Source organism: Streptomyces durmitorensis (genome assembly GCF_023498005.1).
Taxonomy (GTDB): Bacteria; Actinomycetota; Actinomycetes; order Streptomycetales; family Streptomycetaceae; genus Streptomyces; species Streptomyces durmitorensis.
The window spans coordinates 6435488-6461777 of record NZ_CP097289.1; the positions used below are offsets into that span (position 1 = coordinate 6435488).

20 protein-coding genes and 2 pseudogenes are annotated in these 26290 nt (G+C 72.1%); 10 read left to right on the plus strand and 12 right to left on the minus strand.

All coding sequences use genetic code 11. From position 1 onward, the window contains the following. Positions 1–145: 145 nt before the first annotated feature. Positions 146–2527 (plus strand): glycosyltransferase, encoded by a 2382-nt coding sequence (locus tag M4V62_RS28685; protein WP_249590085.1) that lies wholly within the window; start codon positions 146–148, stop codon positions 2525–2527. After that, complete coding sequence (locus M4V62_RS28690; RefSeq protein ID WP_249590086.1) at positions 2524–3759, plus strand: acyltransferase family protein; 1236 nt, start codon at positions 2524–2526, stop codon at positions 3757–3759. Before M4V62_RS28685 ends, M4V62_RS28690 begins: the two co-directional genes overlap by 4 nt. Positions 3760–4135: 376 nt before the next feature. On the opposite strand, the gene M4V62_RS28695 is transcribed toward M4V62_RS28690, so the two are convergent. Further along, entirely contained in the window at positions 4136–5833 is a 1698-nt protein-coding gene (locus M4V62_RS28695) for a serine/threonine-protein kinase (RefSeq protein ID WP_249590087.1), read from the minus strand. Positions 5834–6053: 220 nt separating this feature from the next. On the opposite strand from M4V62_RS28695, the gene M4V62_RS28700 reads away from it, so the two are divergent. The 4 genes from M4V62_RS28700 to M4V62_RS28715 all read left to right on the plus strand — a co-directional run bounded on the left by M4V62_RS28700 (position 6054) and on the right by M4V62_RS28715 (position 9700). After that, entirely contained in the window at positions 6054–6350 is a 297-nt protein-coding gene (locus M4V62_RS28700) for a hypothetical protein (RefSeq protein WP_249590088.1), read from the plus strand. A gap of 186 nt (positions 6351–6536) precedes the next feature. After that, positions 6537–7271 (plus strand): HAD family hydrolase, encoded by a 735-nt coding sequence (locus M4V62_RS28705; RefSeq protein ID WP_249590089.1) that lies wholly within the window; start codon positions 6537–6539, stop codon positions 7269–7271. Between the two features lie 103 nt (positions 7272–7374). Beyond that, entirely contained in the window at positions 7375–8259 is an 885-nt protein-coding gene (locus tag M4V62_RS28710; protein ID WP_425575073.1) for an ATP-grasp domain-containing protein, read from the plus strand. 220 nt (positions 8260–8479) lie between these two features. Then, entirely contained in the window at positions 8480–9700 is a 1221-nt protein-coding gene (locus M4V62_RS28715; protein WP_249590090.1) for a Cmx/CmrA family chloramphenicol efflux MFS transporter, read from the plus strand. Here the strand turns inward: M4V62_RS28715 and M4V62_RS28720 are convergent. The 11 genes and pseudogenes from M4V62_RS28720 to pgfA form a co-directional block, all read right to left on the minus strand. After that, the gene (locus M4V62_RS28720) at positions 9619–10245 is read right to left on the minus strand and encodes a hypothetical protein (protein ID WP_249590091.1); all 627 of its coding nucleotides are present in this window, start codon (positions 10243–10245) and stop codon (positions 9619–9621) included. The genes M4V62_RS28715 and M4V62_RS28720 overlap by 82 nt on opposite strands. Next, positions 10226–11065 carry an FkbM family methyltransferase gene (locus M4V62_RS28725; protein ID WP_249590092.1) on the minus strand — a complete coding sequence of 280 codons (840 nt, stop codon included), beginning with the start codon at positions 11063–11065 and terminating at the stop codon, positions 10226–10228. Before M4V62_RS28725 ends, M4V62_RS28720 begins: the two co-directional genes overlap by 20 nt. Then, positions 11062–11289, minus strand: a complete 228-nt coding sequence (locus M4V62_RS28730) for a Trm112 family protein (protein WP_249590093.1) — start codon at positions 11287–11289, stop codon at positions 11062–11064. Before M4V62_RS28730 ends, M4V62_RS28725 begins: the two co-directional genes overlap by 4 nt. After that, positions 11289–12194, minus strand: coding sequence for a hypothetical protein (locus tag M4V62_RS28735; RefSeq protein ID WP_249593047.1), 906 nt, complete (start codon positions 12192–12194; stop codon positions 11289–11291). Before M4V62_RS28735 ends, M4V62_RS28730 begins: the two co-directional genes overlap by 1 nt. Positions 12195–12209: 15 nt before the next feature. Further along, the gene (locus tag M4V62_RS28740) at positions 12210–12944 is read right to left on the minus strand and encodes a class I SAM-dependent methyltransferase (protein WP_249590094.1); all 735 of its coding nucleotides are present in this window, start codon (positions 12942–12944) and stop codon (positions 12210–12212) included. Continuing rightward, positions 12941–13996, minus strand: a pseudogene (locus M4V62_RS28745) (condensation protein); the annotation flags it as partial. The pseudogene M4V62_RS28745 and the gene M4V62_RS28740, both read right to left, overlap by 4 nt. Before the next feature lie 714 nt (positions 13997–14710). Continuing rightward, positions 14711–15112, minus strand: a pseudogene (locus tag M4V62_RS28750) (condensation protein); the annotation flags it as partial. After that, complete coding sequence (locus tag M4V62_RS28755; RefSeq protein ID WP_249593048.1) at positions 15109–19653, minus strand: DUF3367 domain-containing protein; 4545 nt, start codon at positions 19651–19653, stop codon at positions 15109–15111. The gene M4V62_RS28755 and the pseudogene M4V62_RS28750, both read right to left, overlap by 4 nt. Next, complete coding sequence (locus M4V62_RS28760; protein ID WP_249590095.1) at positions 19650–20369, minus strand: class I SAM-dependent methyltransferase; 720 nt, start codon at positions 20367–20369, stop codon at positions 19650–19652. The genes M4V62_RS28755 and M4V62_RS28760 overlap by 4 nt, the downstream gene beginning before the upstream one ends. A 79-nt stretch (positions 20370–20448) precedes the next feature. After that, positions 20449–21606: a glycosyltransferase family 4 protein gene (locus tag M4V62_RS28765; protein WP_249590096.1), complete on the minus strand. Its 1158-nt coding sequence runs from the start codon at positions 21604–21606 to the stop codon at positions 20449–20451. 208 nt (positions 21607–21814) lie between these two features. After that, entirely contained in the window at positions 21815–22849 is a 1035-nt protein-coding gene (gene pgfA, locus M4V62_RS28770; RefSeq protein ID WP_249590097.1) for a cell envelope lipid trafficking protein PgfA, read from the minus strand. 190 nt (positions 22850–23039) lie between these two features. Here pgfA and M4V62_RS28775 point away from each other — a divergent pair, with 190 nt between their 5' ends. The 4 genes from M4V62_RS28775 (at position 23040) to M4V62_RS28790 (ending at position 26278) form a co-directional block, all read left to right on the plus strand. Beyond that, complete coding sequence (locus tag M4V62_RS28775; protein ID WP_249590098.1) at positions 23040–23192, plus strand: hypothetical protein; 153 nt, start codon at positions 23040–23042, stop codon at positions 23190–23192. Between the two features lie 69 nt (positions 23193–23261). Then, positions 23262–24518 (plus strand): PucR-like N-terminal domain-containing protein, encoded by a 1257-nt coding sequence (locus M4V62_RS28780; RefSeq protein ID WP_425575090.1) that lies wholly within the window; start codon positions 23262–23264, stop codon positions 24516–24518. A 39-nt stretch (positions 24519–24557) separates the two neighbouring features. Beyond that, entirely contained in the window at positions 24558–25406 is an 849-nt protein-coding gene (locus tag M4V62_RS28785; protein ID WP_249590099.1) for an SMP-30/gluconolactonase/LRE family protein, read from the plus strand. A 167-nt stretch (positions 25407–25573) separates the two neighbouring features. Further along, the gene (locus tag M4V62_RS28790) at positions 25574–26278 is read left to right on the plus strand and encodes an SCO2400 family protein (RefSeq protein WP_249590100.1); all 705 of its coding nucleotides are present in this window, start codon (positions 25574–25576) and stop codon (positions 26276–26278) included. Positions 26279–26290: the final 12 nt, after the last annotated feature.

Sequence of the window (26290 nt, forward strand, 5' to 3'; positions counted from 1 at the left end):
GTCAGTGAAGGTGCGGTGTCACAGTGATCGTTGAGGCTGATGTGACCGATTGGCCCCTGTTTCAGTGCTAGTTGGCGGCTCAACGAGAACCATCGAAAACCAAGCGGTCCTCCCCCCACAATCCGAACAGGATGGGACCACATAGATGTCCGTCACACCGGTGCTGACACCGCACCTTTCCTCCACGTCACCGAATCCTTCCTCCGCACCACCGACCGGCGGCCACATCCTGGCCGTCGGCTCACCGGGCCCGAGCCGTGAACTGCTCACCCGAACCCTGCGACTCACCGGGTACGACGTCACCCACGCCGTCCCCGGCGACGTGCACCGCCAGGTCAGGCAGGCGCCACCGGACGCGATCGTGGCCCTCGACGACGGCCCCGACGGCCGGGGCCAGGGCCTCGACGTCATCCGCGAGGTCCGCGCCGACCCGGCAGGGCAGGCACTTCCGCTGCTCATGGTCACGGCGGCCCGAACCCCGGCCCCCGCCACCGTCGCCGATCTGCTGCGGCACGGCGCCGACGACTGCCTGCCGGAGGCCTGCGACCCGCGCGAGCTGTCGGCGCGGATAGCGGCCAAACTGCACCGCGTGCCGGTCCCGGTGGAGAACCTGCTGCGCGATCCGCGCACCGGCCTCTACTCGGGGCCGCACTTCATGGACGAACTCGACCGCGAGCTCAGCCGCCCGTCCGCCGCACGGCGCGGCGGCGTCCTCGCCGTCGTCGGCGTCGCCGAGATGGCGGCCCTGGAGACATGGCTCGGGCCGCGTGTGCGGCGCGAGGTCGCCGAGCGGTTGGCGGGTGTCGCAGAACGCCTCGGCGGCGTGTGCGACCGGCTCGGCTGGGACGAGGCCGGGCAGCTCCTCGTGCTCATGCCCGGTGTCGACGAGGAGACCGCGACCCGGAGCCTGCGGGAGTTCGCCGTGTCCGTGGCCGGGACGCGCTTCGTCGTCGCCGACGAGAACGTCCGGCTCACCCCGGCCGTCGGCTGGACCCCGCTCGCCGAGTACGCCGACCACACCCGGGCGGCCGAGCACGCGCGCGACGCCGTGTCCGAGGCCGTGCGCCACCGGGACCTGCGCCCCGTCCGCTACGAGCCGTGGATGCGCACGAGCGCCCCGCACGGCCACCGCCGGGCCCGCGCAGGCCTGCGGGCGCTGCTCACCTGGACGGCCCGGCTGCTGTCCCCGGTGCTTCCGCTGGTGCTCGGCGTGGGCGTGCCGTTCGTGCTCTACCAGCAGGCGTACGAACTGGGCTGGGACGCGGCCGGGTTCGCGTACTGGGTGGTGGTGGCGGGGCTCGTGCTCTCCGCGCTGCTCATCATGCTGGAGTGCCTGTTCTCGCTGGACGCGACGCCCAGGCCCGAGCGTCCTGGCCAGCCCTATCCGTCCGCGAGCGCCGTCATCGCCGCCTATCTGCCGAACGAGGCGGCGACGATCGTCGACACCGTCGAGTCGTTCCTGCGGCTCGACTACCCCGGCGACCTGGAGATCGTCCTCGCGTACAACACCCCGCACCCGCTGCCCGTCGAGGACACCCTGCGCGACATGGCGGTCCGCGATCCGCGCCTCGTGCTGCTCCCGGTGGCCGGGAGCACGTCCAAGGCGCAGAACATCAACGCGGCGGTCACGCGGGTGCACGGCGAGTTCGTCGGCATCTTCGACGCCGACCACCACCCCGCCCCGAACGCCTTCCGGCACGCGTGGGACTGGCTGTCCAACGGCTACGACGTCGTCCAGGGCCACTGCGTGATCCGCAACGGCGACAGCTCGTGGGTCGCGAGGACGGTCGGCGTCGAGTTCGAGACGATCTACGCGGTCAGTCATCCCGGACGGACCAGGATGTACGGCTTCGGGGTCTTCGGCGGTTCGAACGGCTTCTGGCGCACGGATCTGCTCGCGAGGACCCGGATGCACGGCTCGATGCTGACCGAGGACATCGACTCCACCCTGCGCGCCCTGAACGAAGGCGCGCGGTTCGCCATGGACCGCACGCTCATCTCGCGCGAGCTGGCGCCGACGCTCCTTCGCCCGCTGTGGAACCAGCGCTCGCGCTGGGCGCAGGGCTGGCTCCAGGTCTCGCTGCGGCACCTGTGGGGCGCGCTGCGCTCCCCGGTGTACTCGCGCAGGCAGAAGGCGGGCCTCTTCGCGCTGCTCGGCTGGCGCGAGGTCCAGCCGTGGCTCACGCTCCAGATCCTGCCGATCCTGGTGCACGCGGCCTGGCGCGCGGGCGGCGCCGACCGCCTGGACTGGGCGGTGCCCGTCTGCCTGACGGCGGCGGCGTTCACCATGTCGGCCGGGGTGGTGCAGGCGGCCTTCGCGTGGCGGCTCGCGGTGCCCGAACTGCGGCGCCGCAAGGCGTGGTTCTGGCGCTATCTGTTCGTGTCGACGTTCTTCTACAGCCACTTCAAGAACATGGTGGCGCGCCAGGCGCATCTGAAGGAGGCGCTCGGCGACCGGCAGTGGCGGGTCACGCCGCGCGCCGCCACCGAACCAGGGGTGGTCGCGGACCCGGCGGTGCGGGCATGAGCACGCTGACCGTCGCGCGGCCCGCCGGGGTGTCCGAGGCGGCGGCTCCCGCGCCTCCCGCCTCCCGCGGGCGCGCGCTCGAACTCCAGGGATTCCGCGGCCTCGCCGCCCTGAGCACGGTCCTCTTCCACGTGTGGCAGGAGTACTACACGTACGACGCCGCGGGGGCGCACCCACCGGTCGAGAGCCCGTGGGTCGGCGCGCTGGTCTCGCTGGAGGTGATCGACCTCTTCTTCGTGATGTCCGCGTATCTGCTCACGCTGTCGTACGCCCGCGCGGCCATCGACGGAGGCTCGATCCGTACGGGGAAGACCTTCCTCTTCCGGCGGGCGATCCGGATCCTGCCGCTGTACTTCCTGGCGGTGCTCGTCGTCTGGGCGAGCCGCAATCCGACGCTGCCGGGCGACTGGCGCGACCTGGTCGGGCACCTCACCTTCACGCACGTCTTCGACCAGGAGCGGATCTTCTACACCCTGGGGCCCACCTGGTCCCTCTCCCTCGAGGTCGCCTTCTACCTGGCGCTCGTCGCGCTCGGGCCGCTCGCGGTGCGGGTGTGCCGGGGGCTTGCGACGCGGCGGGCGCGGGTCGCCGTGTGCCTGTCGGGGTGTGCGGCGCTCTTCGTGCTGCCGCTGGTCTGGATCTCCGTCGCGCACTACGTCGTCGGGGTGCCGCACACCGACTGGCCGGTGTACTTCGGTCCGCAGGCCCGCTTCGGGGGATTCGCCGCGGGCATGGCGCTCGCGGTGCTGCTCGTGGCGCTCGGCGAGCGGGGCAAGTTGAGCGCGCGGGCGACGGTGCCTCTCGCGGTGGTGGCGCTCGCGGGGCTCTACGCCCTGTCGTACCTCTCCGAAGCCGAGAACTTCGCCCACACCTTCTACCACCCGATCGCGGCCCTGCTGTGGTTCGCGCTGCTCTACGCCACGCTGCACGTCCGCGCGCGTGAACAGGTGTGCTGGCACGGCCTGTTGAGGGCGCGCTGGGTGACGGCGGTCGGGCTCATCAGCTACAGCCTCTACATCTGGCACGAGCCGGTGATGCTCCAGCTCATCAAGTCCGGCCTCGTGCCGACCGGTCAGGCGGGCTTCCCGTTCGCCGCGCTGATCGTCCTCGCCGTCGCCCTGGCGGTCGGGACGGCGAGCTACTGGCTCGTGGAGTATCCGGGGAGCCTGCTCGGCAAGGCGAAGGACGGCAGGGGAGCGGCGCGGGACTTCTATCCGGATCCGACGCGCTGACGCCTTCCGACGCGCTGACGCCTTCAGGCGCCTGCCGCACGCGGCGACGCCGCCTCCCCGTGGGACGGGGGAGACGGCGTCGCTGCGGGAACTACGGGTGACGTCAGACCAGCCAGCCGAGGAAGTGGGCGATACCGGCGACGACGTCAGTGATGATGTTCATGGTGGTGCTTCTCCTTGTGGGACGTGCTCAGGATCTTTCAACTGCCGGTCCTCGTATGGGACATGGACCGGGAACGCGGCAACTACGGTCTGCAGCCCGTTGCTTGCGTTCCGTAATCATCGTCAATCACATGCGTCACATGCAATCCCTGGCGCGACGGTCACCTGTTCCAGGGAACAACTGCTCCCCTGTTCGCATTTTCGAAGCGGTCCGTCAGCCCGTCCGCGTGAAGGACCGGTGCGCCTCGACGAAGTGACGCTCGCCCTTCGCCGCCTGCCCGGCGGGCGCGGAGACCCACAGGTCGTACATCTTGCCGCCCTCGTCCCAGCTCAGGTCGAAGGTGCGGCGCGGCCCGCCGTCGCCGGAGCCGCCGTCCCAGGTGAACTCCCAGACGGCCGCGGGGTGGCCGTTGTGCGTGGTCTCCCGGACCGAGCCGTCGCGGTAGCCGGGGTAGTCCGAAGGGCCGTCCTTGTGCGCCTGCCGCATCACCGCGAGCGGCCCTTCTGGGTCCAGGGGCTGGGGGTGGACGCCGATGCGGAAGGCGTCGTCCGCCGAGTTGTAGAAGACGCGGGGTGGTTCGGACGAGCGGGCGAAGCCGGTGGGCGTCACCATCGTGAAGCCGGTCGGGTCGGAGACCGTCCGGTAGCCCGCGGGGGCCGGGTCGTCGGCGGGCTCGTCCGGCTCGGCGGGGGCGGCCGTGCCCGCTGGGGTGGCCTTGCCGGTGCCTTCCGGGGAAGGCTTGGGGGCGGCGGGGCTCTTCTTGCCGTTCCTGCCGGGGTTCTTCGGCTTGTCGGCGCTCTTGGACGGCTTCTTGCCCGGCTCCTCGGTCTCCTGCTTCTCGCGCACCTCGTCCGCGGCGCCGCCGCCTCCCTTCGCCTCCGACCTCGTACCGGAGTCGTCCCGGGTCATGAGCCAGGTGCCGGTGCCGCCCGCCGCGAGCGCGGCGACCAGCGCGCCGGCCAGGAGAGCCGTACGGATCCGGGGGCGCGCGGCCGGTGCCGGGGCGGAGCCGAGCACGATCGCCTCGTCGGGCGGGGAAGGCCGCGCGGGCTCGGAGGGCACCGGTGTGCGGGGCACGGTGGGCATCCGCTCCTCCACCAGGAAGCCCCGCAGCGCCTGCTCGGCCTCGTCGGCGCCCAGCCGCCGCTCGGGATCCCGTTCGAGGAGGCCGCGTACGACGGGAGTCAGCGGTCCCGCCGAGTCCGGGATCCTGATCTCGTCCATGACGACGGCGTGCAGGACCCCCGCCACCGAGTCGCGGTGGAACGGCGACTCGCCCTCCACGGCGGCGCAGAGCAGCACACCCAGCGACCAGAGATCGGACTCCGGGCCCGTGCGCTTGCCCGACATGCGCTCCGGGGCGGTGTACTCGGGCGAACCGACGAACGCGCCCGTCTCCGTGAGCGTCGTCTGCCCGGCGACCTGCGCGATCCCGAAGTCGGAGAGCACCACGCGCTCCGTGCCCGCCTCCAGGAGTACGTTCGCGGGCTTGAGGTCACGGTGCAGCACCCCGCCGGTGTGCGCGGCTCGCAGCGCGGCGATCAGGGCGAGGCCGATACGGGCGGCCTCGGCGGGCGGGACCGGTCCCTCCAGGGACATCCGGTCGGCGAGCGAGCGGCCGTCGATCAGCTCCATCACGAGCCAGGGCTGCTCGGCGTGCTGGACGACGTCGTGCAGGACCAGGATGCCGGGGTGCTTCACCTGCGCGACCGAGCGCGCCTCGCGCAGGGTGCGTTCGCGCAGGGCCGCCGCGTCGGCGGCCGACCGCCCCGCGTCGACGTGCAGCTCCTTCACCGCGACGGCGCGGCCCAGGAGATCGTCCTCCGCTCGCCAGACCGTGCCCATGCCGCCGCGCCCGAGCGGCGTCGTGATGCGGTAGCGCCCCGCTATGAGATCCCCGTGACTTGCCATGGCCGCATCATACGAACTCCCGTTGCACATAGCCCAGTTGGGCCGATTGGTGACCGTGGTGCGCGAGTGGCGTGACCGAGCGGTGAAGGGAAGTGAACGGCGCACGTGTCGGGGGCAGGTGCCTCCGCGCGCCGGATACGTGGAGTGTCTGATCGCATACTGTGGGTGACTCCAGCGGGTCGCGTCGGGAGCGGTCCGCACGGTGGATGGAGATCTCACCATGATGCGACGACGCATGGCCGTGACCCTGGGGGCGCTCGCGGCCGCCGCGAGCCTGGCGATCGGGGTGCCGGGCTCGGCGTACGCGGCGGAGGGTGTCCTGATCGTCAACGGCCAGGAACACAAGGACCCGAGCGGCTGCTACCCCATCGACTGGTTCCCGTCCTCGGTGACCAACGAAACGGATGCGATCGCGGAGGTGCACTCCGGCCCCGGCTGCACCGGCCAGGTCGAGTGGCTCGTCTATCCGGGCGAGACGTACCACACGGAGACGGCGCAGAGCGTCTTCATCCTCTGAGGCCTGTGGCCTTCCGGCTCCACCGGCTCCACCGAGTTCACCGAGTTCACCGCGTCCTCCCCGGGCGGACGCGGTACCGGCACCGGCGCCTCGCACCCCGCGAGGCGCCGCGTGTCCGGGGTCGTGCCGCGTCGTGCCGCGCCGACCCTCATCGCGGCCTTACGCGGCGGCCGATAGGGAGATCCCATGCCAACTCCCCAGCTCCCGCCCGTCTCCGGCCCCGAGGGCCCGCTCCGCGCCGTGGCCCCCGCCCCGGTGACGCGCCCCAGGGCGGTGCTCTTCGACTTCTCCGGGACGCTGTTCCAGGTCCGGTCGTACGAGGACCGCATCCGCGCCGCACTGCCCGGCCCAGTGGGCGAGCGGGAGATGGACGCCATCCTCACCTCCCTTGAGGCGGGCCTCTCGGACCCTGCCGTGATCGAGGCCCAGCACGCACGCGACGTCTCGTCCACGGCCCACCGCCACGCGTTCACCACGTGGTACGCCTCGGCTCCCGCGCTCGCCCCCTTCGCCAGCGTTCTCTACGACCAACTCCGTTCCCCCGAGCACTGGTTGCCGTACGTGGACGCCGAGCGCACCCTGGCCGAGCTCGACGCGCGCGGCATCGCGCTCGGGGTGGTCAGCGACGTCGGCTGGGATCTGCGGCCGACGTTCGCCCGGCACGGCCTCGACCGCTGGTTCGGCAGCTGGGTCCACTCGTACGAACACGACACGGAGAAGCCCGACCCGCGGCTCTTCGGCCACGCCTGCGCGGAGTTGGGCGTGGCCCCCGCCGACACCCTCATGGTCGGCGACCACCCCGCCAAGGACGGCGGGGCCGCGAGCGCCGGGCTGCGGGCCTATGTGCTGCCGGGGGGTGCGGCGCCGGGGGCGGTGCGGGGGCTGCGGGCCGTGCTCCGTCTCGTCGAGGGGCCCCACTGATCGCGGCGCCGCACCGCCGCGCTGACCTGGGCAAGGGCCTTGTCGGGAGCACGTCGAGAAGTTGTTAGCCTGCGGGGCGGATCATCGAACCCTGGAGGCCTCCGTGTCACCCGACCGCCCCACGATCGCCCTGGTCACCAGCAGGCCCCAGCTGGAGACCGGCCTCGACCGTGACCTCCCCGAGCTGGCACGTTCGCTCGGCGCGGCGGGCGCGGACGTCGCCACCGTGTCCTGGGACGACCCGCGGGTCGACTGGGAGGGCTTCGACCTCGTCGTCATCCGGTCCGCCTGGGACTACAGCGAGCGCGTCACCGAGTTCGTGGCCTGGGCGGGCCGTGTCGCGCGGCTCACCGTCCTGGCCAATCCGGCGTCCGTGGTGCGGTGGAACACCGACAAGCGGTACCTGGAGGACCTCGCGACGGCCGGGATTCCCGTCGTGCCGACCCGCTATCTGGCGCCCGGCGACACCGTGGAGATACCGGACGACGGCGAGTTCGTCGTCAAGCCCACGTCCGGTGCGGGCGCGCGCTACGCCGCCCGGTACGAGAAGGGCGCGTACGACGCCGCCGCCGCGCACATCGAGCGCATGCACGGCGAGGGCCTCACCGCGATGGTGCAGCCCTACATGCCGCGCATCGACGAGACCGGCGAGCGCGCGCTCGTCTACGTCGGCGGGCGGTTCCTGCACGCCATACAGAAGGGCGCGGTGCTCGCGCCCGGCACCGCGTACGACGACGAGAAGATGCCGCACCCCGACCTGCGCCCGTGGCAGCCGACCCCCGCCGAACTCGACCTCGCCGAGCGGGCGTTGGCCGCCGTCCCGGGCTCGCCCGAGCTGCTGTACGCGCGCGTGGACCTCGTCGACGACGCGGACGGCGGCGCGCCCTGCGTCATGGAGCTCGAACTCGTCGAGCCGAACCTCTTCCTCTTCCTGCACCAGGCCTCGCTGGCAGCCGTGACCGAGGAGATACTGACCGCCGCGAGTTAATCGGGTGGACGTGGCGCGTGCGGCCTGATTAGCCTGCGGCCATGTCCAGTCCCGAGTCCGACAGACTCTAGCCACCGGCCGGCATGTCCGGTGGCCCTCTCTCACGTCACCGGATCCATCGCCGAAGCGCGGACCGACATCCCCCTTTTCTCCTTGGCGCGGCAGCCGCACGGCTGAGCCGCCGCCTTGTCGACCCCTGACGTGGGTGCGGAGTCTTCTCATGCCCTTTGCTCTCTACATGCTCGGCCTTGCCGTCTTCGCGCAAGGCACATCCGAGTTCATGCTCTCCGGTCTCGGCCCTGACATCGCCGCCGACCTCGATGTGTCCCTCTCGACCGCGGGCATCCTGACCTCGGCCTTCGCCGTGGGGATGATCGTCGGTGCGCCGTTGATGGCCGTCGTCGGCCGCCGGTGGCCGCGCAGGACCGCGCTGCTCGCCTTCCTGGTCACCTTTCTGCTCGTCCATGTCGTCGGAGCGCTGACGGACAGCTTCGCCGTGCTGCTCGCGACCCGGGTCGTCGGTGCGCTCGCCAACGCCGGGTTCCTCGCCGTGGCCCTGGTTGCCGCCATCGGCATGGTCGAGCCGAACGCCAAGGGGCGGGCCACGTCCGTGCTGCTCGGCGGCGTCACCCTCGCCTGTGTCGCGGGCGTGCCCGGCGGCGCGCTCCTCGGCCAGTTCTGGGGGTGGCGGTCCGCTTTCTGGGCGGTGGCCCTGGTCTCGGTGCCCGCCCTCATCGCCATCCTGCGGTCCGTGCCCGCCGGTGCGCCCGACATCGCGGGGGCCGGCGCGCGCGGAGAGCTGCGGTCGCTGCGTGCACCGCGCCTCCTGGTGACTCTGCTCCTGGGGGCGCTGGTGAACGGCGCGACCTTCTGCACGTTCACCTATCTCTCGCCGGTGATCACCAACGTCACCGGTTTCTCGGAGAGTTGGGTGCCCGCGCTGCTCGCGCTCTTCGGCGTGGGGTCGTTCATCGGGGTCACGGCCGCCGGGCGGTTCGCCGACGCGCGGCCCGTGCCGTTCCTGCTCACGGGCGCGGTGGCGCTGCTCGCCGGGTGGGTGCTGTTCGCGCTGACCGCCGGGAATCCGGTGGTGGCCGTCGTGCTCGTCCTCGTCCAGGGCGCGCTGTCCTTCGGCGTCGGCTCCGCGCTGATCACCCAGGCGCTGTACGCGGCGACCGGCGCCCCCACGCTCGCGGGCGGCTTCGCCACGGCCGCGCTGAACGTGGGCGCCGCGATCGGCCCCGTGGGCGGCGGCATCGCCCTCTCGGCGGGGCTCGGCCACCGCTCGCCGCTGTGGGTGAGCGCGCTCCTGGTGACGATGGCGCTCATGGTGGGGGCGGCGGCACTCCTGCGCAGGCGTCAGCCGCCGCCGGGGGAGTCCGGCAGCGAGAGCCGTTGCAGCAGCCCCCAGGTGAACTCCGCGACGCAGCGCCGCGGCTGACCGGACCCGTCCGGCGCGGTGAAGGCGAGCCGCCAGCGCGTGGGCGCCGTGCCCTCCATCGGGCGGGCCGGGGCGAACGCGCGGGCGGCCTCGTCCACCGTGCACGACCAGGGGGTGAGGTCGTCCAGCGTATGGAGCGTCGGCCCCTGGGCGCCGGGCGCGCGGATCAGCCACTCGTTCCACACCGCGCCGTTCGGTGCGCGCAGGACCTCGAAGCGCAGGTCCTGCCAGAGCGGCACCGGCCACACCAGGGCCTCGCACTCCAGGTCACCGATCCGGCGGGGCACGGTGGCCTCGGGGGCGCCGAGCACCGAGCGGTAGCGGGAGACCGCGCCGCGCGAGCGGGCGGAGCGGCTCATCGCCTGCCAGCGGCGGTTGGCCTCGCGCATCTGCGCGATGGAGACGCCGAGCTCGTGGCGGGCCGCCTCCACCAGGTCCGGATTGTGGTCGGCCATGCGGCGCAACAGGACCAGCTGGAAGTCGAGAGGGGTGAACGGGCCCGATGGCGTGGGGCCGTGGGCGGAGCTAGCGGACATGCGCTCCATGGTCGCGCACCACCGCGGCTCCCGGGCGGCGCCCTTCGGGAAGGAAGAGCACCGAGTTGACGTACCGGGGTCTGCGCGGAGTGAGCACCCTGCGCAGCAGCCCCTGCGACACGACGTACGACGTGTCGTTCTGGTGCGCCTCCAGGTCGAAGCCGGCCAGCGGCAGCCACGTGTCGTGGGGCAGGACCCAGCCCTGGTAGCCGTGGTGGCGGGTGAGCAGCTCGATGATCGGCCTGATCGGCTGGATGCGGGACTCCAGCTCGATGAAGAGGGCGGGCCGGTCACGTTTGAGCAGATCGTGGGCGCCGTGCAGGACCGGCAGTTCGTTGCCGTCCACGTCGATCTTGATGAAGTCGACGTCACGCAGGCCGAGCCCGTCCAGGGTGAGGCAGGGCACCTCGACCGCCTTGGCGTGGATGTCCCTGCGGATGAGCGAGGAGACCCCGCGGTCCCCGCGGTCGCCCTGCGGCAGCCAGAGCCTGGCCGTGCCGGGGCGGTCGGTGGCGGCGGCCTGGACCACCCGGACGTTGCCCGGCGTGGAGGTCTCAAGGAGCCTGGCCAGATGCGGGACGGGCTCCACGGTCACCACGCGGCGCGCACGCGAGGCCAGGCGGCGCGACCAGGGGCCGTACCAGCCGCCGACGTCCACCGCGGTGGAGCAGCCGCGCGGGCAGAGGTCGGAGAGGCGGGCAAGCTCCGGTTCGAAGCGGGGGTAGACGAGGCGGGCCAGGGAGGCGATCAGCCGGGCGGGCAGGTGCGGGGCGAGGCGGGCGGCCACGGTCTTGTGGGGCTTGGCGACGGACCTTTCGGGCCCCGTCACGGGGAGATCCGCTTCAGGAGCTGCTCGTGCTCGTCCTCCGACATCTGCTCTCCCGAGGAGGGCAGCAGCTGCGGTATGCCGTCGACGATCGGGTAGCGGCGGCGCAGGCGCGGGTTGTAGAGGACCTCTTGCGGTACGAGGGGTTCCGCGGGCTCCAGGAGATGCAGCGGCCCTTTGTCCAGCGGACAGGCCAGGATCTTCAGAAGCGGGTCTTCGGGGTTCATCAGCTCGTCAACTCCTTGGTCGGGGGCGTCGGTTGAGGCGGTGGCGCGTCGTGCTTGGGCATGGCGAGGAGCACGGACACCGCGAGCGCCGTGCCCGCGATCCGCAGGGCGAGCCGCAGCGGCTCCTCGGGCAGCGGCTCGCCGAACGCCAGGGTCCCGAGTACCGCGGTGAAGAGCGCGGTAACCGTCGTGCACACGGGGACTATGAGAGAGGCCCGGCAGCGCTGCAGTGCCGCCTGGGACATGACCAGGCCGAACGCGCCGGTGAACAGCAGGAGATACGGATACGGGGAGCGCAGCAGGTCGAGCAGGGCCGAGCCGAGTTCGTCCGTGGTCAGATAGCTGGACACGCCCTTGATGGCGAGCGAGCTGACGCCGTAGAGGAGCCCGACGGCGACGCCGTACTCGACCCCGGTCGTCGGCAGCCGGTGCCGGTGCCTGGCCCGCCGCTCGGCCGATCCGTAGAGCAGGACCCCCGCCGCGAGCGAGGGCAGACAGACCGTGAGGACGAGCGGCACGGGCGCGCTGCGGCTCACGGTGTCGGCCTCCTCGCTCAGCGAGAGGACGACCATGAGCAGCGCGAGGAGGATGGCCCCGACGGCGTACCGCTCGCGCCCCGACGTCTGCTCCCCGAGCAGCACGGAGGAGAGCAGCAGCAGGAGCACGAGCCCGGAGACGAAGATGCCCTGCGCGGCGGCGATCGGCAGCGTCCGGTAGACGGCGAGTTGCGCGCCGAACCCGGCGGCGAGCGCGAGCGATCCGCCGATCCACAGCGGGCTCGAGATCACCTGCCGCAGCAGCCGTGCCGGACTGCGCACGCTGACGGAGGGCATCGCGGTGAGGGCACGTTTCTCCAGGACGAACCCGGTGCTGTAGAGGACGTTCGCAAGGAGGGCCGCGGCCACACCCCACCACATGCCTTACGTCCTTCGGGCGTGCAGCAGCAGGATCGACGAGGCGCTCGGCACGGCGCAGGCGAGCCGGTCCAGGGCGCGCAGCGGACGCGGTACGCCGTGGAAGGGCGCGCCGGCGAGGCGCACCACCTCGAAGCCGGACGCGGCGACGAACTCCCGCAGCGCGCGGGCGGTGTAGAGCCGCAGATGCCCCACGACTTCGCTCCCCGGCCTCCCGTGGATGCCGCGCAGACTGACCTCGGAGAAGACGGGCTGCACCCCGGCGAGCAGGAGGCCGCGGTTGTACCAGGCGGCGAGGTTGGGTGTGGACAGCATCAGATGCCCCCCTGGCCTGAGCACTCTGCGCAGTTCGTCGAGAGCGCTGTCGGGATCGACGAGATGCTCGATGACCTCGCTGAAGAGGACGGCGTCGGCGGAACCGTCGCCGAACGGCAGCCCGCCGTCGGTGAGTTCACCGCGCACGACGTACGGCAGGTGCGCGTGCGCCCGCTTGAGGGCGTCCTGGGACCAGTCGACGCCGACGACGCGATGCCCCGCGAGGAACGGGGCGGCGGCCGCCGCCGCGGTGCCGTCGCCGCAGCCGATGTCGAGGACGACGGAGGTGCGGGCGGTGGCGGGGCCGATGGCGTCGGCGAGCATCCGGGCCTGGCGCAGGCTGCGGGCGTCGCCGGAGGCGACGGGGACGGAGGGGTCCTCGTAGAAGTCCCGCAGGTCGCGGGGTGCGGTGCTGGTACTGGTCACGGCGTGGTCCCCTCCTCCGTGTGCTCCGTGTGCTCCGTGGCGTGGAGGTAGTGCTCGAAGAGGTCGCGCAGATGGGCTCCGTCACCGCTGCTGAGCAGGGACTTCGACCAGCGCAGGGCCACGTGCAGGCGGCCCGCGGTGGACGCCGTGGTCACGGTCAGGCCGCGTGGCAGACGGGCGGGGGCGGAGAACCAGACGGCGTGCGCGCGTCCCGCGTCACCGAAGTCGAGGGAGTACGGAACGCGCCCGATGTTGCTGAGCAGCGTGGTGGAGGTCCAGGGCGCTGCGGCTCTGCGCAGGCCGCGCGTGACGGCGGCTCTGAGGGTGACGGGCAGGACGGGCGAGGTCAGCAGGGCTGCCCCACGGCCGAGTTGGGGCCGGGGGAGGGCCTTGAGGGCGCGGGTGCGGTCGGCGGTGCGGCGCAGGAGTGCGCCGATGTCCTGCGGCCCCCAGTCCTCGGAGGTCAACTCGGCCGCGCTGAAAGGCACTTCGACGAGCCGCGTGCCGTTCCCGATGGGCATGTCCATGTCCCGGGTCCGGTCGTCGACGGGCATGGTGATCCGGAACGGCTTGGGCCGGGCCCCGTGCTCCCGGTTCCAGTGCGCGATCATCAGCGCGGTCGCCACCATGAGCTGATCGTTCACGGTGAACGGCGCCCCCTTGGGCCGCCGCGGCACGGAGAACTCGGCGACGAGCATGCCGTTGCCGGGGGAGGGCTCGGGGGTGCCGCGCGAGACGCGGGCGGGAGGAGCCCACCCGGAGGGCGCGTCGCCGACGTCCTCGGCACGCTCGGGAGCGGAGGGCGAGGGCGTACGCAGCGGGGGCGCGGCGGGGGAGTTGTCCTGCCCGCCGTACAGCTCGGCGGCGGTGGCGAGGACGCGGAGGCAGGCGGGGCCGTCGAGGGCGGTGTGGTTGATGGTGAGGAAAAGGACGCTGCTGCTGCTGGCGGGGCGCCTTTCGCTGGCGGGGCGCCCTGAGCTGGGCGGGGTGCCTCCGGTGCCAGTGCTCCCCAAGGCGCCGGAGGCAGCGGCATTCACCGCGCCACCCGCACCCGCCGCGCCGCCCGCACCCGCTGTGCCGCCCGCACCCGCTGTGCCGCCCGCACCCGCTGTGCTGCCTGCACCTGCTGTGCTGCCTGCACCCGTCGTGCTGCCTGCACCTGCTGTGCTGCCTGCACCCGTCGTGCTGCCTGCACCTGCTGTGCTGCCTGCACCCGTCGTGCTGCCTGCACCTGCTGTGCTGCCTGCACCTGCTGTGCTGCCTGCACCTGCTGTGCTGCCTGCACCTGCTGTGCTGCCTGCACCCGTCGTGCTGCCTGCACCTGCTGTGCTGCCTGCACCCGTCGTGCTGCCTGCACCTGCTGTGCCGCCTGCACCCGTCGTGCCGCCCGCACCTGCCGTGCCGCCTGCACCCGTCGTGCCGCCCGCACCCGTCGTGCTGCCTGCACCTGCTGTGCTGCCTGCACCCGTCGTGCCGCCCGCACCCGCCGCGCCACCCGCACCCGTCGTGCCGCCTGTGCTGCCGGGGACAGGCTGGGTGCCTTCCGTGTGGGTGGTTCCCGGGGTGTTGGGGACACCGAGGCTGCTGGAGTCGGCCGTGCCCGCCTCTGCGCTTGCGGTGGCTCCGCTCGACTCGGCGACCGCCGGGTTGTCGCCCGAGGCGAGTGCGTCACCCGCGCCGGGCGAGGTCGGGGCGGCTGCGCTGCCCGGAGTGACGCGCTCGGCGTGGGTATGCGCACTGCCCCCGCCGTCACCCCCGCCGGAGGCGGCGATCACCTCCAAGCGGATCGGGGGTGAGGCCGACAGGGGTGGGGCCTCGGACAGGGAGCGGACGCGGGCCTTCTTCAGGGCGTCCCGTTCCGCGGACGGGAACGTCACGACCTCCACGTCCGGATCCGCCGTCAGTTCCCACTCGTAGCGGCGGCGGTACCAAGGCCCCCGCGCCTCCCGCATCAGGATGCGCGGGTGGCGGCGCAGGGCCTCGTTGAACGCGGCCTTCAGGCGGGCCGGGTCCGGGGTGCCCGGCAGGTGGACCTCGATGTGTACCGTCTCCGGCTCCTCCTCCTGGAGGCAGTGCCGGGCGACCTCGTCGACGACGGGGAACGGCACGCGCTCCGGGGGCCGTTCGGGTCCGTCCGCGTGACGTGCCGGGTGATCGAGTGCGGTCATCGTTCCGTGTCCTCCCCGGGGGCGGAGGGCGCCGCGGCTCCCGCGAGCCCCTCCTCCGACCTTGGCCTGCGCCGCCTGAAGCGCGTGGTCCGCGCGGTCCGCGTGCCCGACGGTGCCGGTTCCGGCTGGGCGGACGCGGGGCCCCTGGCGGAGATGGTGGAGCTGGTGGCCGCCTGCGGCGCGCCACCGTCCTGGCCGCTGCCGGGGCCGCCCGGCTCGTTCTCCCCGCGCTTCCTGCGCGGCAGCGGCGTCGTCCCCAGATCCCGGTCGGGACCCAGCGGCTGAGGCGCCACCGGAGGAGCCGCGGGCGGCGGCTGGTGCGCAGGCGGCTGGTGCGGAGGCGGACCCCAGGGGGCGGCCTCGCCACCTCCACCCGTGTCCCCGGATCCGTACGCCGCCGGTTCCTCCGCGGCGGCACCCCGCACGCTCACCAGCGCCGCGAACAGAGCGATGAGCGCCAGGAGTTGGGCGGCCGGGCTGAACGCGCCCGCGTCCGACGTCGTCGGCTCACCAGCTCCCACCGCCGCCACGATCCCCGCCCCGGCCATCGCCACGAAGGCGAGCGGGACGAGCAGCGCGTGACGGCGCCACGCGAGGAGGGCCAGCGCCGGCACGAGCAGCGCGAACCAGCCCGCGATCACCGCGGCCACCAGCGTCAGCGCCACCGTGCCCAGGATCAGACCGGGCGCGGGCGGCGCCAGGTCGGGACCGTCCGGGTTCGGCTCGCGGCGCCGGATCAGGACCAGGGCGAGCAGGGCCAGGACGGCGACACCGCCGCCGATCAGGCCGATCTCGTAGATCCGCGACGGCTCGTAACTCAGCTTGACCGTGCCGCCCTCGCCCTCGGGGACCAGGAAGCCCTGCTGCCAGCCGTCGAGGCGTACGGACGACAGCTCCTTGCCGTTGAGCGTCGCCTTCCAGCCGTCGTTGACGTTCTCGTACGTCGAGAGATAGGAGGCCGCGCCCGCGCCCACCGCGATCTCGCGCCGGTCGCCGAGCCAGTCCTTGATGTTCAGGGAACGGGACTCCTCGTCGATCGTGCCCGGCGTCCCCTGCGTCAGCGAGACGTCCATGAGGGTGAGCGGACCCGCGTCCCCGGCCTCGACGGTGTGCTCGCCGGAGCCGAGGGAGACCTTCGTGTTCTCCGTGCCGCGCGAGCAGAGCGTCACCTCGATGGGCCGCCGCTCGACCAGATCCCGTACGGAACCCTTGGCGCTCGTCGCGTACAGCTTGCCGTCGACGGCGAGCTCCGGGCCTTCCCCGCAGGCGAGTTCGAACTTCTCCGAGGCCGCGGGCTGCTTCGTCCGGTACTTGTCCAGGGCCGGGACGTAGACCTCGGTGAGGCCCACCGGCAGTTGCAGGTCGTCGTCCGCCACCGGGTTGTGGACCGTCAGGGGCGCGGTCTCGGTGATCGTGACGGTCAGCTCGTCCGTGGTGATCGGAGAGAACCGCGCGTTGCCGTTCTCGTCGACCCCGGCGACCGCCGCACCGTCCGGCGAGCTGATCTCGATCTTCTCGGGGCGCGTCGAGAGCCCGCCCGCCGCCGGAAGGACGATCTCACCGATCGGCTGCTTGCCCTTCCACTTCAGATGGACCACCGGACTGTCACCGGCGATCCAGGCCGTCGTCAGATCGCCGTCCGTGAGGTTGCGCGGCGACAGGCTGCCGCCGAGCTTCGACGTGGAGTCGGCGCTCGCGACGATCTGGTCCTTCTGCTCCGGAGCCACCTTGTAGAGCAGCTTGTCAAGATCGGACCCCGGCACGGCGACCGCGCTCGCACTCACCTCGTACTCGGCCTCGGCCGGAGTCTCGAAGCGGCGGTGCAGCCCCGCCTCGGAGTTGACCGGCGACAGCGCGCTCGGGTCCGAGGAGCGGTGCATCGAGTACGTCGTCGCGTCGGCGCCCGCGGCCCCTTCCCGACTGGCGTCGGACCCGGTGTCCTTGGGCAGCTGGAGCAGCTTCGTCACGCGCACACCCGGCACGGTGATCTCCGAGAACCCCGCGCCCGTCAGGCCCTCGTGGCCGATCTGCGCGTCGAGGATGGTGACCTTCAGCCAGCTGGAATCACCGGCAGGGGCCTTGACGCTCTGCCGCATGCCGTTGGGCTGGAGCGAACTCGTGCGGCTGCCCTGCTCCGTCTCCACCTTCACCCGCGTCGGCGCGGCCCGCACGCCCTCCTGCGGCAGCGGGATGACCCGGATCGAGGCGGGGATGGACTCCTTGGACCTGAACTCCGCCTTGATCCAGGCGCCCTTCGGCTTTCCGGGGCTGCCCTCGGCCCACGAAGTGGCGGGGTTGCCGTCGAAGGCGTTCACGGGGTCGTACTGCGGCAGGTGGAAGAGCCAGTTGCCGTAGCTCGACGCCGTCACGGACTTCGCGCCGCGCAGCACCGCCGTCGTCTGGTGCTCGATCCCCTTGGTCGGGAGGATCTGGTGGGGCTTCTTGCCCGCGTCCTGGACGGCGTCGCTCGCGTTGCGTTCGCCCGGTGTGTACGTATAGGAGGTGTTGGAGTTGACCAGGCCGAAGCGCGTGTCGGCCCGGCGAAGTCCGTCACCGACCGCCTGCAGGCCGGGAGTTCCGACGCCCGGGTGGTTGTCGCCCGTCAGGACGGAGGGGCGGTCGCGCATCGAGGGGTCGGCGGACAGCTGGAGCAGCGATTCGGGGCCGCCGCTCACCACGGCCGTGTTGGAGACCGGCTTGATCCCGGCCTGCCCCGGCCGCTCGGCGCCCGAGCTCGGGGCGTAGATCTCCACCGCGCGCTCGCGCGGGTAGAGGCCCTCGACCTGGAGGGGCGTGTCCTTGGGGATCGTTCCGCCGGTCTCTGTCGGACCGAAGCCGGTGACACGGTCGAAGCCCGACTCCTCCAGGGTCCGCTTCACGGTCGCGGTGGGCACGTTCCCGATCTGGTCGGGGTCGAGGTCATTGCGTACGACGACGTAGTACAGGCCCGCGCGCGTCAGGTAGTCGCGCAGACCGGGGACCGCGCCGCCCGTCGTGAGCGCCTGCTCCACCGCGTCCATCGCGCGCCGGTTGCCGGGCGTGCCGAACGGGACGTAGTCCCGCTGCGCCCAGCGCGACTCGGCGAGCACGTCGAGGGGCTGGTCGATGGGCGAGCCCCAGGTGTAGATGCCGTGCGCGGTGGCGGGCACCACGAGCGCGCGGGAGTCGGGGGAGTACTTCTTCAGCCAGTCGCCCGTCGCCTCCCAGTAGTTGGGCAGCTTCTGGAACGAACCGGGCTGGAGGATCGAGCCGTTCAAGTAAGGGAAGGCGAGCCCCGGAAGGACCAGCAGGGCGGCGATCAGCGGGGCGAACTTGCGCCCGCGCACCGGCCGCGCCCCGCGCGACTGCGCGGCCACGCCCACGAGATGCATCAGACCGAAGACAAGGGCGAGCGCGAGGCCCGTCTGGAACTTGTAGATGTTGCGGAAGGGGACGAGCCCGCCGTTCAGCCACGACTGCACCGTCTCGTGGAAGGGCGCCCCGAACGCGCCGCCGTACCCGGCGAGCGTGATCAGGACGACCGAGAGCACGGTCAGGACCAGCCAGCGCCGCTCCGGCAGATCGCGCCGCGCGAGCCCGGCGAGGCCGAGAGCGGCGGCGAGCGCCGAGCAGACGACGACGATCACGGACGTCGCGACCGTCCACCCCGCGGGCAGCCATGCCTCGCCGAAGTGCAGGTACGCGACCCAGTTGCCGGCGCCGCGCAGCGTCTCCGTGGCCGACATCGTGCCGGTCGTGGTGGCCGAATTCTCCACGTACGGAAGGAAGTTCTCGCCGTAGATGCCGAGCATCAACAGCGGCACCACCCACCAGGCGGTGGCGAGGATGACGCCGGGCACCCACCAGGTGATCAGCTTCCGCTTGCGCGGGCCGTTCGGTCTCGACAGGAGATACAGGCCCACCGGAAGGAGGGACGCCAGCGTCGCCGCCGCGTTCACGCCGCCCATGAAGGGGATGACGAGCGCCGAGCGCAGGGCCGCCGAGCGCGCGCTGATCCGGTCGTTCGTCAGCGGGAGCAGCACCCACGGCAGCAGGGCGCCGGGCAGTGCCGCCGCCGACGTCGACCCGACGACGACCGTGAACGTCGGCCACAGGGCGTACGCCACCGCGCCGATCAGCCGGCTCGAACTGCTGCCGATCCGCAGCCGCTCGGCGAGCCGCAGCGCACCCCAGAACGCGGTGGCCACGATCAGCGAGAGCCAGAGCCGCTCCGCGAGCCACACGGGCAGCTGGACGAGATCCGCCAGGCCGTAGAACGGCAGCATCGGCCACGTATAGCCGACGTACTGGTCCTGGATCCCGCCGAAGCCGCCCCGGTCGTGCCAGAGCTGGCCCAGGTCGGAGAGGAACTGCCAGGGGTCGACGGCGACCCCCAGCTTGGTGTCGAACGTCATCCGCCCCGGCTTCACGGCCAGGAAGAGGACGAAGACCACGGCCCAGAACCCGAGGAGCCAGCGCTTGGAGCGCGGACCTCTGCCGGGTTCGGGGGCGTCAGCCGTTGGCCGGACTGCCGCCGGGGGTGGGGCCTGGACCGTGGTCATGGACACCGCCTGAGGATGAGGAGGAGATTCCAGGTGGCGAACTCGCGTACACCCGGCACTTTGGTGATGCCACTGGCCCAGAACGGCCAGTAGCGGGACCGTGCGGACACGACGGACACGTCTTCCCTCGCCCGCACTTGGCGCAGGGTCGGGCCGACGTGGTGAGCGAAGAGGTTCTCGCCGAGCGTGTGTTTGGCTGCTTTACCGGTACGTCGTTCATAGCGGGCGCGCCCACGGGCGCCGCCCAGGTAGTGCCAGGGCGCCCACTCGTGGCCGCCCCACGGCGAGTACCAGTTGGTGAAGGAGACGTAGATCAGACCACCCGGCCTGGTCACCCGCACCATCTCGCTGAGGAACGTCTGCGGATCGTCCACGTGCTCGAGGACGTTGGAGGAGAAAGTGACATCGGCGACGCCGTCCGCCAGCGGGAGCAGGTAGCCGTCGGCGACGACCGAACCCTCCGGCGGCTTGGCGCCCAGCTCGGCCGGGTCCGGCTCGAAGAGGAAACTCTGCGCGCCGCGCCGCCGGAACTCCTCGGTGAAGTAGCCGCCGCCACCGCCGACATCGACGACGACACGGCCCTTGACCGGTCCATAGGCCTCGACCTGGTCGGCGGCGTCACGGGCGAGCAGGGTGTAACACCGCTCGGGCTCTTGCTGCTCGCGCAGGAAGGCCCGGAAGAGGGTGAGCGAGCGCCGCAGCGAAGGATCTCTCATGCCCTTGAGCCACTTTCTGCCGCGGGGCAAACGGTCGGGTGGGCGGGAGAAGAAAGCGCACGCCGCGCTGCCGGGACACTCATGGCGCACCGATGCCCGACGCCACGGCTTCTGCGGCCACGGCTTGAAACTCACGTACGGAATTCGCCCACCGGTAACCGGTCGCCCGTTCGCCCGCCGCCTTGCCAAAGGTCTCGCGGCGCTCGGAGCTCAGCGCCAGGGTGCACCAGGCGGCGGCGAAGGAACTCTCGCCCCGGGCGAGCAGCCCGGTCACGCCGTCCTCGATGGAGTCACGCACACCCGGTACGTCGAAGCCGATCGCCGGGGTCGAGCGGGTCGCCGCCTCGGTGATGACCAGGCCCCAGCCCTCCACGGCGGAGGGATGAAGCAGCATCCACGCCTCGCAGAGCAGCCGGTGCTTCTCGGCCTCGGAGACATGGCCCTTGAACTCCACGCCAGGACCGGCGAGTTGCTGCAGCCGCTGCCGCTCGGGCCCGTCGCCCACGATCACCAGACGTCCTCCGGTGACGGGTCTGACGCGCTCCCAGAGGCGAAGGAGCAGATCGATGCGCTTGTACTCGACGAGCCGTCCCATCGCCAGGAACAAAGGCTCGTCCGAGCGGGGGTGGAGCGGGCCCGGCTCCTCGACCCCGTTGTGGACTATGCGTATTCGCTCACGCTCGACGCCTATCGCGCGCAGGGCGGTGGCCGTCGACGGCGAGACGGCCACCAGGAGATTGCCGCGCTGGGCACCGGAGAGCGACCAGTGTTCGAGTCTTCGGCCGAGCCGGGCCGCGGGGGCGAGCGCGCCCTGGAAGCGCATCCCCCACAGATCGGTGTGGACGTGGTTGACCAGGCACAGCGTGGGCCCGCGGTGCCACAGCGGCGCCAGGTACGGCATGCCGTTGCAGACCTCGACAAGGAGGTCGCAGTCGCCGACCTGCCGGGTGAAGGCGGAGCGCGAGCGCAGATAGTGCCCGAGGTCTCCGCCGGCCGACACGACGCGGTAGTCGCGGAAGGCGGCAGGGCCCCCGCACAGGAGGGTGACCTCATGGCCGAGCTTGCTCAGTCCGTCGGCCAGTCGGTCGACGAGCAGTTCGGATCCGCCCGCGGCCGGGTTTCCGAGGTCGCGCCGGGCGAGAAAAACGATCCGGCTCGGCTGCGGGGGAAGTGCCGGGAGCCGTTGCGCGACCCGGGGGGCGGCGTCGCGCAGCGGAGAAGGCACGTGCTGGGGCATGCGTGCTCCAACTCGTCAGGGTGCGGAACCGTGAGGTCGCTATGGGGGGTTGCACCGTTCGGGGGTCGCTTGCGGAGGTGCTGTGCTCTGGCTGTGCGGGGGCGGTGCGGGGACTGTGCTGGGGTGGGGTCGTTAGTTTTCGCCGCCGTGTTCGACGCGGCTACTCACCGAAGTGACAACTTTCGGGGTTTCAACTGCTGACGTCTCATCACATCGTGGTGGGTTGCAGGGCGGTTGGTGACGTATCGCTATTCGGACCGCTCGGCTCCGCCGCGGAACCCGGCCCTCCGGGCCCTTGTGCCCCACTGTCGGAACGCCGTCCGCGCAGGACGAGAACGCCTCCCGCGATGGCCAGCAGCGCACCCAGCACACCCGTCCCGACCGGCAGCGTCTCGCCCAGGAGCTTCAGCCGGCTGCTGTCGTCGTCCGCGAGCTCGACCTGCGCCTTCTGGGTCTTCTCGGTGAACGCGATGCGCTTGCTCTCAAGCAGCACCGTCGCGTCCTTGTCCGAGCCGGGCGCGCGCAGCGTCTTGCGGGGGCCGATCGCCGCGTAGATGATCCGGCCGGTGCGCTTGTCGGCGACCAGCTCGACGCCGTGGTTGGAGTACCACTCCTCGGCGATCACGTTGCTGCGCTTGGGCTGCCCCACCAGGCGGCCCGGCACGAGGCGGGTCCCGGTCTTGGCGGGCTTCACCTTGGCGGTGAAGCGGTAGCCCTCGTAGCCCTGGATCTTCTTCGTGCCCCGGAAGGTCAGCGGAACGGTCGCGCCGAGGGTGTTGTCCCACCAGACGTAGGAACGCCGTTCCACGTCGAAGGGGAACTTGAGGTAGGCCTCGCCCTCGAAGTACGGCTTCTCGTCGCAGCAGTGCACCGGCTTGTTGGTCTCGCGGTCGGTGACCCAGCGCTCCTGCGTGAACTGGAGCGAATCGTGCGGGTCCGAGGCCGGCAGGGACTTGTCCGGATCGACGGACGTGACCACGTCCCAGACGGCGTGCTCGCTGGTGCTGTCGTCGACGTCACCGCGCACCTGGCGCGTGACCGTGAGGTTCTTGCCGTGCACCGTCTTGATCTTCTCGGTGTCGAAATAGCTCCCTTTGCCCTTGAACACGGTGGTCGTGTCGATGTCGACAGGCGTGCGTTTCGCCCGTGGCTCGACGTACCACGCGAGCATCGGGGCCAGGACGAGCAGAAAAACGCCGAGTCCGAGGAGGATCAGCGAGAGGGGCGAGGCTGTGCGGCGCATCCGGCACTCCTGGGGGCGGGTGAGAAGTGTTACCGAGCCGTAGGGGCCGGAACGCTAGGCGGACCCTTGACGAAGTGTCAATGCGTTGATGAAACTGTGCACCTGCCGGGTGGGGCCGGTGAGGGACTGTGCGCACGACATCCGCGCGACCTGGGTGGGGACGACCTCCAGCAGAGAGGCTGACCCTGACATGCACCGATTGCTCGCCGCCGGTCTGACCGTCGTAGCCGCCGCGGCACTCGCCGTGGCCGCCGCGTTCGGCGTCGTCGCGCTCCTGAACGCGACCCCGGAACAACCCAACACCCCCCTCGTGCATTACGAGACTGCCCCGCGGGGACAGTGAGTGGCCGTGCCCGTGACCGAGAGCCAGGGGTCACTTTCCGTCCGCTCGGCCTGGCGCGACGTACCGCCCATGCAAGTGCGCCGGTTCGCCGCGCTCGCCCTGGACGAGGTGCCCGCCCTGGCGCAGGACATCCTGCGGCAGATCCGCTCGGAGTACCCCGGCCTGCCCGTCGTCCTCGACGACTCGGGCGAACCCATGGCGCTCATCGGCATACGCCGCGCCCTGGAGGGCTTCGTCCAGCAGATCGCGGCCGCCGAGGGCGGGCGCCCGTGCTACCCCCTTGAGGTCTTCCAGGAATTCGGCAGGGGCGAGGGCCTGCACGGCCGCAGCCTCGACTCGCTCCAGGCGATCTACCGCCTCGGCGTACGGCTCGCCTGGCGCCGCCTGGCCGAGATCGGCCAGCAGATCGAGATCCCGCCACCGGCCATGTACGAACTCGCCGAGTCCGGCTTCGAGTACCTGGACGGCCTGGTCGACCAGTCCGTCCGCGGATACGCCGAGGCGGCGGCCCGGCAGGCCGGTGAACGGCTGCGCCTTCAGCGGAAGTTGATGGAGCTGCTGCTCTCCGAACGCCGCGGGGAGTCCGGGGCGGGAGCACCGGCGGATTCCGGTTCCGGTTCGGGTTCCGGTTCCGGTTCGCACTCCGGGTCCCGGCAGCCCGGCGCCCGCAGCGCGCTCGACGAACGGGCCGCCCGCGTCGGCTGGCAGCTGCCCGAGCGGGTCGCCGTCGGCGTGCTCCTTCGCCCCGCGCGCGAAGCCGTGGCGCCCGCCGTCGGCCAGGGCGTCCTGCTCGACATGGAGACCGAACAGCCCCGCATGGTCGTCCCCGACCCGGACGCCGCCGGGCGCCCCGAACTCCTGCGGCGCGCCATGACGGGCTGGTCCGGCGCGATCGGCCCGCCCGTACCGCTCGCCGACGCCGCGAAGTCGCTGCGCTGGGCGGAGGCCGCCGTCCGCCTGATGGAACGCGGCCTTCTCCCCTCCGGCGAGGTCCTGCACTGCACCGAGCACACCGAGGCCCTGGTCCTGCTCCAGCCCGAGGAGCTCATCGAGGACTTGGCCCGCCGCTGCCTCGCCCCGCTCGCGCACTGCGGCCCGGCGCACGGCCGCCGCCTCGCCGAGACCCTGCTCGCCTGGCTGGAGACGCGGGGCGGAGCGCCGGAGGTCGCGGCACGGCTCGGGGTGCACCCGCAGACGGTGCGCTACCGCCTGCGGCAGATCAGGGAGCTGTGGGGCGACGAGGTCGACGACCCGGACCGCCGCTTCGAGCTGGAACTGGTGCTCAGGGCAAGGCGGTTGCGAGGAGAGCTCGGACGGGTGGGCTGACCGCAGACGTTCGGACAGCCGTACGGGTAGCCTGCCGCAATGGACATAGCGGTACGCGCGCAGGCAGCACTCGGCGAGGGTCCCACCTGGGATGCCGCCGCCCGGCGGCTCATCTGGGTCGACATCCTGAGCTCACGCGTCCACACGTACGACCCGTCGACCGGGCACCGCTCGGTCCTGGCCACCGAGCAGCACGTCGGCGCCGCGAAGCCGCGCGCGGGCGGCGGCCTGGTGGTGAACCTGCGGGACGGCGTGGGCCTCTACGACTCCGTGGCCGACGGCGGCGCCTTCCGCTGGCTGCACCGCGAGGTCGTGCCGGGCCGTCGGGGCAACGACGCGGCGGTCGCGCCCGACGGCGCGCTCTGGGCGGGCACGATGCGCTACGACGAGGGAGCGGGCGGCGGCAACCTGATCCGGCTGACCGGCGACGGCACCGCGACCGAGGTGTACGACGACGTGTCCGTCAGCAACGGCGTGGGGTGGAGCCCCGACGGCCGCTCCCTGTACTACATCGACACCCTGACCCGGCGCATCGACGTACTGGACCTGGGCGACGGCCAACTCCCGCTCTCCAGGCGCCCCTTGGTGACGATCGAGGACGGTGCCGGATACCCCGACGGCCTCACCGTCGACGCCGACGGCTGCGTCTGGGTCGCGCTGTGGGACGGCGCCGCCGTCCGCCGCTACACCCCCTCCGGCGCCCTGGACCGGGTGATCGAGCTCCCGGTGGTCCGCCCGACCGCGTGCGCCTTCGGCGGCCCCGGCCTGCGGGACCTCTACATCACCTCCGCTTCCACGGGACTTGAGGCGCCGCACCCCTTGTCCGGCTCTGTGCTCGTGGTGCCGGACGCCGGGCAGGGCGTGGAACAGGCGGCGTTCGCCGGTTAGGACATCCGTCGAGGCCTCGTGCCGGGCGTTGAGGCCTCGTGCCGGGCGTGGAACAGGCGGTTTGCCCCATAGGGGAAGCCGGCGCGGCTGGAACATTCGATTCCGCACACAACCTTCACGGCAGCGGCTTCCTCTGTTCCCCGCGGCTCACTTAGCCTCCATGCCTCATGGACTACTGCCACCCGTGCCACAGGCACCTCAACGGCGCCCTGGCCTGCCCGGGGTGCGGAACCCCGGCCGAAGCCTGCCGTGAGTACGCGGAGGCGGTCGCCGCACAGGACGAGCCGGAGGGTGCCGAGCGGGAGCACGACGACGTGGCGCCGCGTGGCAGGGGCCGCCGCCGGGAGCGTGGCCGCCGGGCCCACCGGCGCAGACGCCGCAAGGTCCTGCTGATCACCGCGGGGCTCGCGCTCGCCGCCGGTGGTCTGAGCCTGGCCGAGCTCGGCATCGAGGGCCCGTCGGACGAACCGACGGCGGCGTCGTCGCCGGACGGGGGAGCGGGCGGCCCCGCGTCACGGAAGCCCACCGACCCGGACAGCGGCCCGGCGACGGGCGCCGAGTCCACCGCGGCCACGTCGGCGGCGCCTTCGGCATCGGCGTCAAAGTCAGCGAAGGACAAGGCGGCCAAGGCGGCCAAGGAGGCGAAGAAGGCCAAGGACGCCGAGAAGGCGGACGCGGACGCGGCCGACAAGGACCCCGATTCCGCGGCCCCGGCCACGACCTCGGCGCCGGACACTCCGGACACTCCCGATGCTCCGGACAACCCCGGGACCACTCGCCCCACGCCCCCGCCGAGCACGCAGCAGCCGGATCCGACGCCTGAGCCGGAGCCCTCGGAGACGTGCGACCGCTTCCTGTGGTGGTGCACCTAGCCTTCGACGGAC

What these genes read in the sequence shown, in the direction of transcription:
- M4V62_RS28695 (WP_249590087.1), bottom strand. Translation starts at nt 5,833, where the DNA reads ATGGCAAGTCACGGGGATCTCATAGCGGGGCGCTACCGCATCACGACG.
- M4V62_RS28765 (WP_249590096.1), bottom strand. Translation starts at nt 21,606, where the DNA reads ATGCCCCAGCACGTGCCTTCTCCGCTGCGCGACGCCGCCCCCCGGGTC.
- M4V62_RS28715 (WP_249590090.1), top strand. Translation starts at nt 8,480, where the DNA reads ATGCCCTTTGCTCTCTACATGCTCGGCCTTGCCGTCTTCGCGCAAGGC.
- M4V62_RS28720 (WP_249590091.1), bottom strand. Translation starts at nt 10,245, where the DNA reads ATGGAGCGCATGTCCGCTAGCTCCGCCCACGGCCCCACGCCATCGGGC.
- M4V62_RS28785 (WP_249590099.1), top strand. Translation starts at nt 24,558, where the DNA reads ATGGACATAGCGGTACGCGCGCAGGCAGCACTCGGCGAGGGTCCCACC.
- M4V62_RS28760 (WP_249590095.1), bottom strand. Translation starts at nt 20,369, where the DNA reads ATGAGAGATCCTTCGCTGCGGCGCTCGCTCACCCTCTTCCGGGCCTTC.
- M4V62_RS28700 (WP_249590088.1), top strand. Translation starts at nt 6,054, where the DNA reads ATGATGCGACGACGCATGGCCGTGACCCTGGGGGCGCTCGCGGCCGCC.
- M4V62_RS28775 (WP_249590098.1), top strand. Translation starts at nt 23,040, where the DNA reads ATGCACCGATTGCTCGCCGCCGGTCTGACCGTCGTAGCCGCCGCGGCA.
- M4V62_RS28685 (WP_249590085.1), top strand. Translation starts at nt 146, where the DNA reads ATGTCCGTCACACCGGTGCTGACACCGCACCTTTCCTCCACGTCACCG.
- M4V62_RS28730 (WP_249590093.1), bottom strand. Translation starts at nt 11,289, where the DNA reads ATGAACCCCGAAGACCCGCTTCTGAAGATCCTGGCCTGTCCGCTGGAC.
- M4V62_RS28705 (WP_249590089.1), top strand. Translation starts at nt 6,537, where the DNA reads ATGCCAACTCCCCAGCTCCCGCCCGTCTCCGGCCCCGAGGGCCCGCTC.
- M4V62_RS28690 (WP_249590086.1), top strand. Translation starts at nt 2,524, where the DNA reads ATGAGCACGCTGACCGTCGCGCGGCCCGCCGGGGTGTCCGAGGCGGCG.
- pgfA (WP_249590097.1), bottom strand. Translation starts at nt 22,849, where the DNA reads ATGCGCCGCACAGCCTCGCCCCTCTCGCTGATCCTCCTCGGACTCGGC.
- M4V62_RS28755 (WP_249593048.1), bottom strand. Translation starts at nt 19,653, where the DNA reads ATGACCACGGTCCAGGCCCCACCCCCGGCGGCAGTCCGGCCAACGGCT.
- M4V62_RS28790 (WP_249590100.1), top strand. Translation starts at nt 25,574, where the DNA reads ATGGACTACTGCCACCCGTGCCACAGGCACCTCAACGGCGCCCTGGCC.
- M4V62_RS28780 (WP_425575090.1), top strand. Translation starts at nt 23,262, where the DNA reads ATGCAAGTGCGCCGGTTCGCCGCGCTCGCCCTGGACGAGGTGCCCGCC.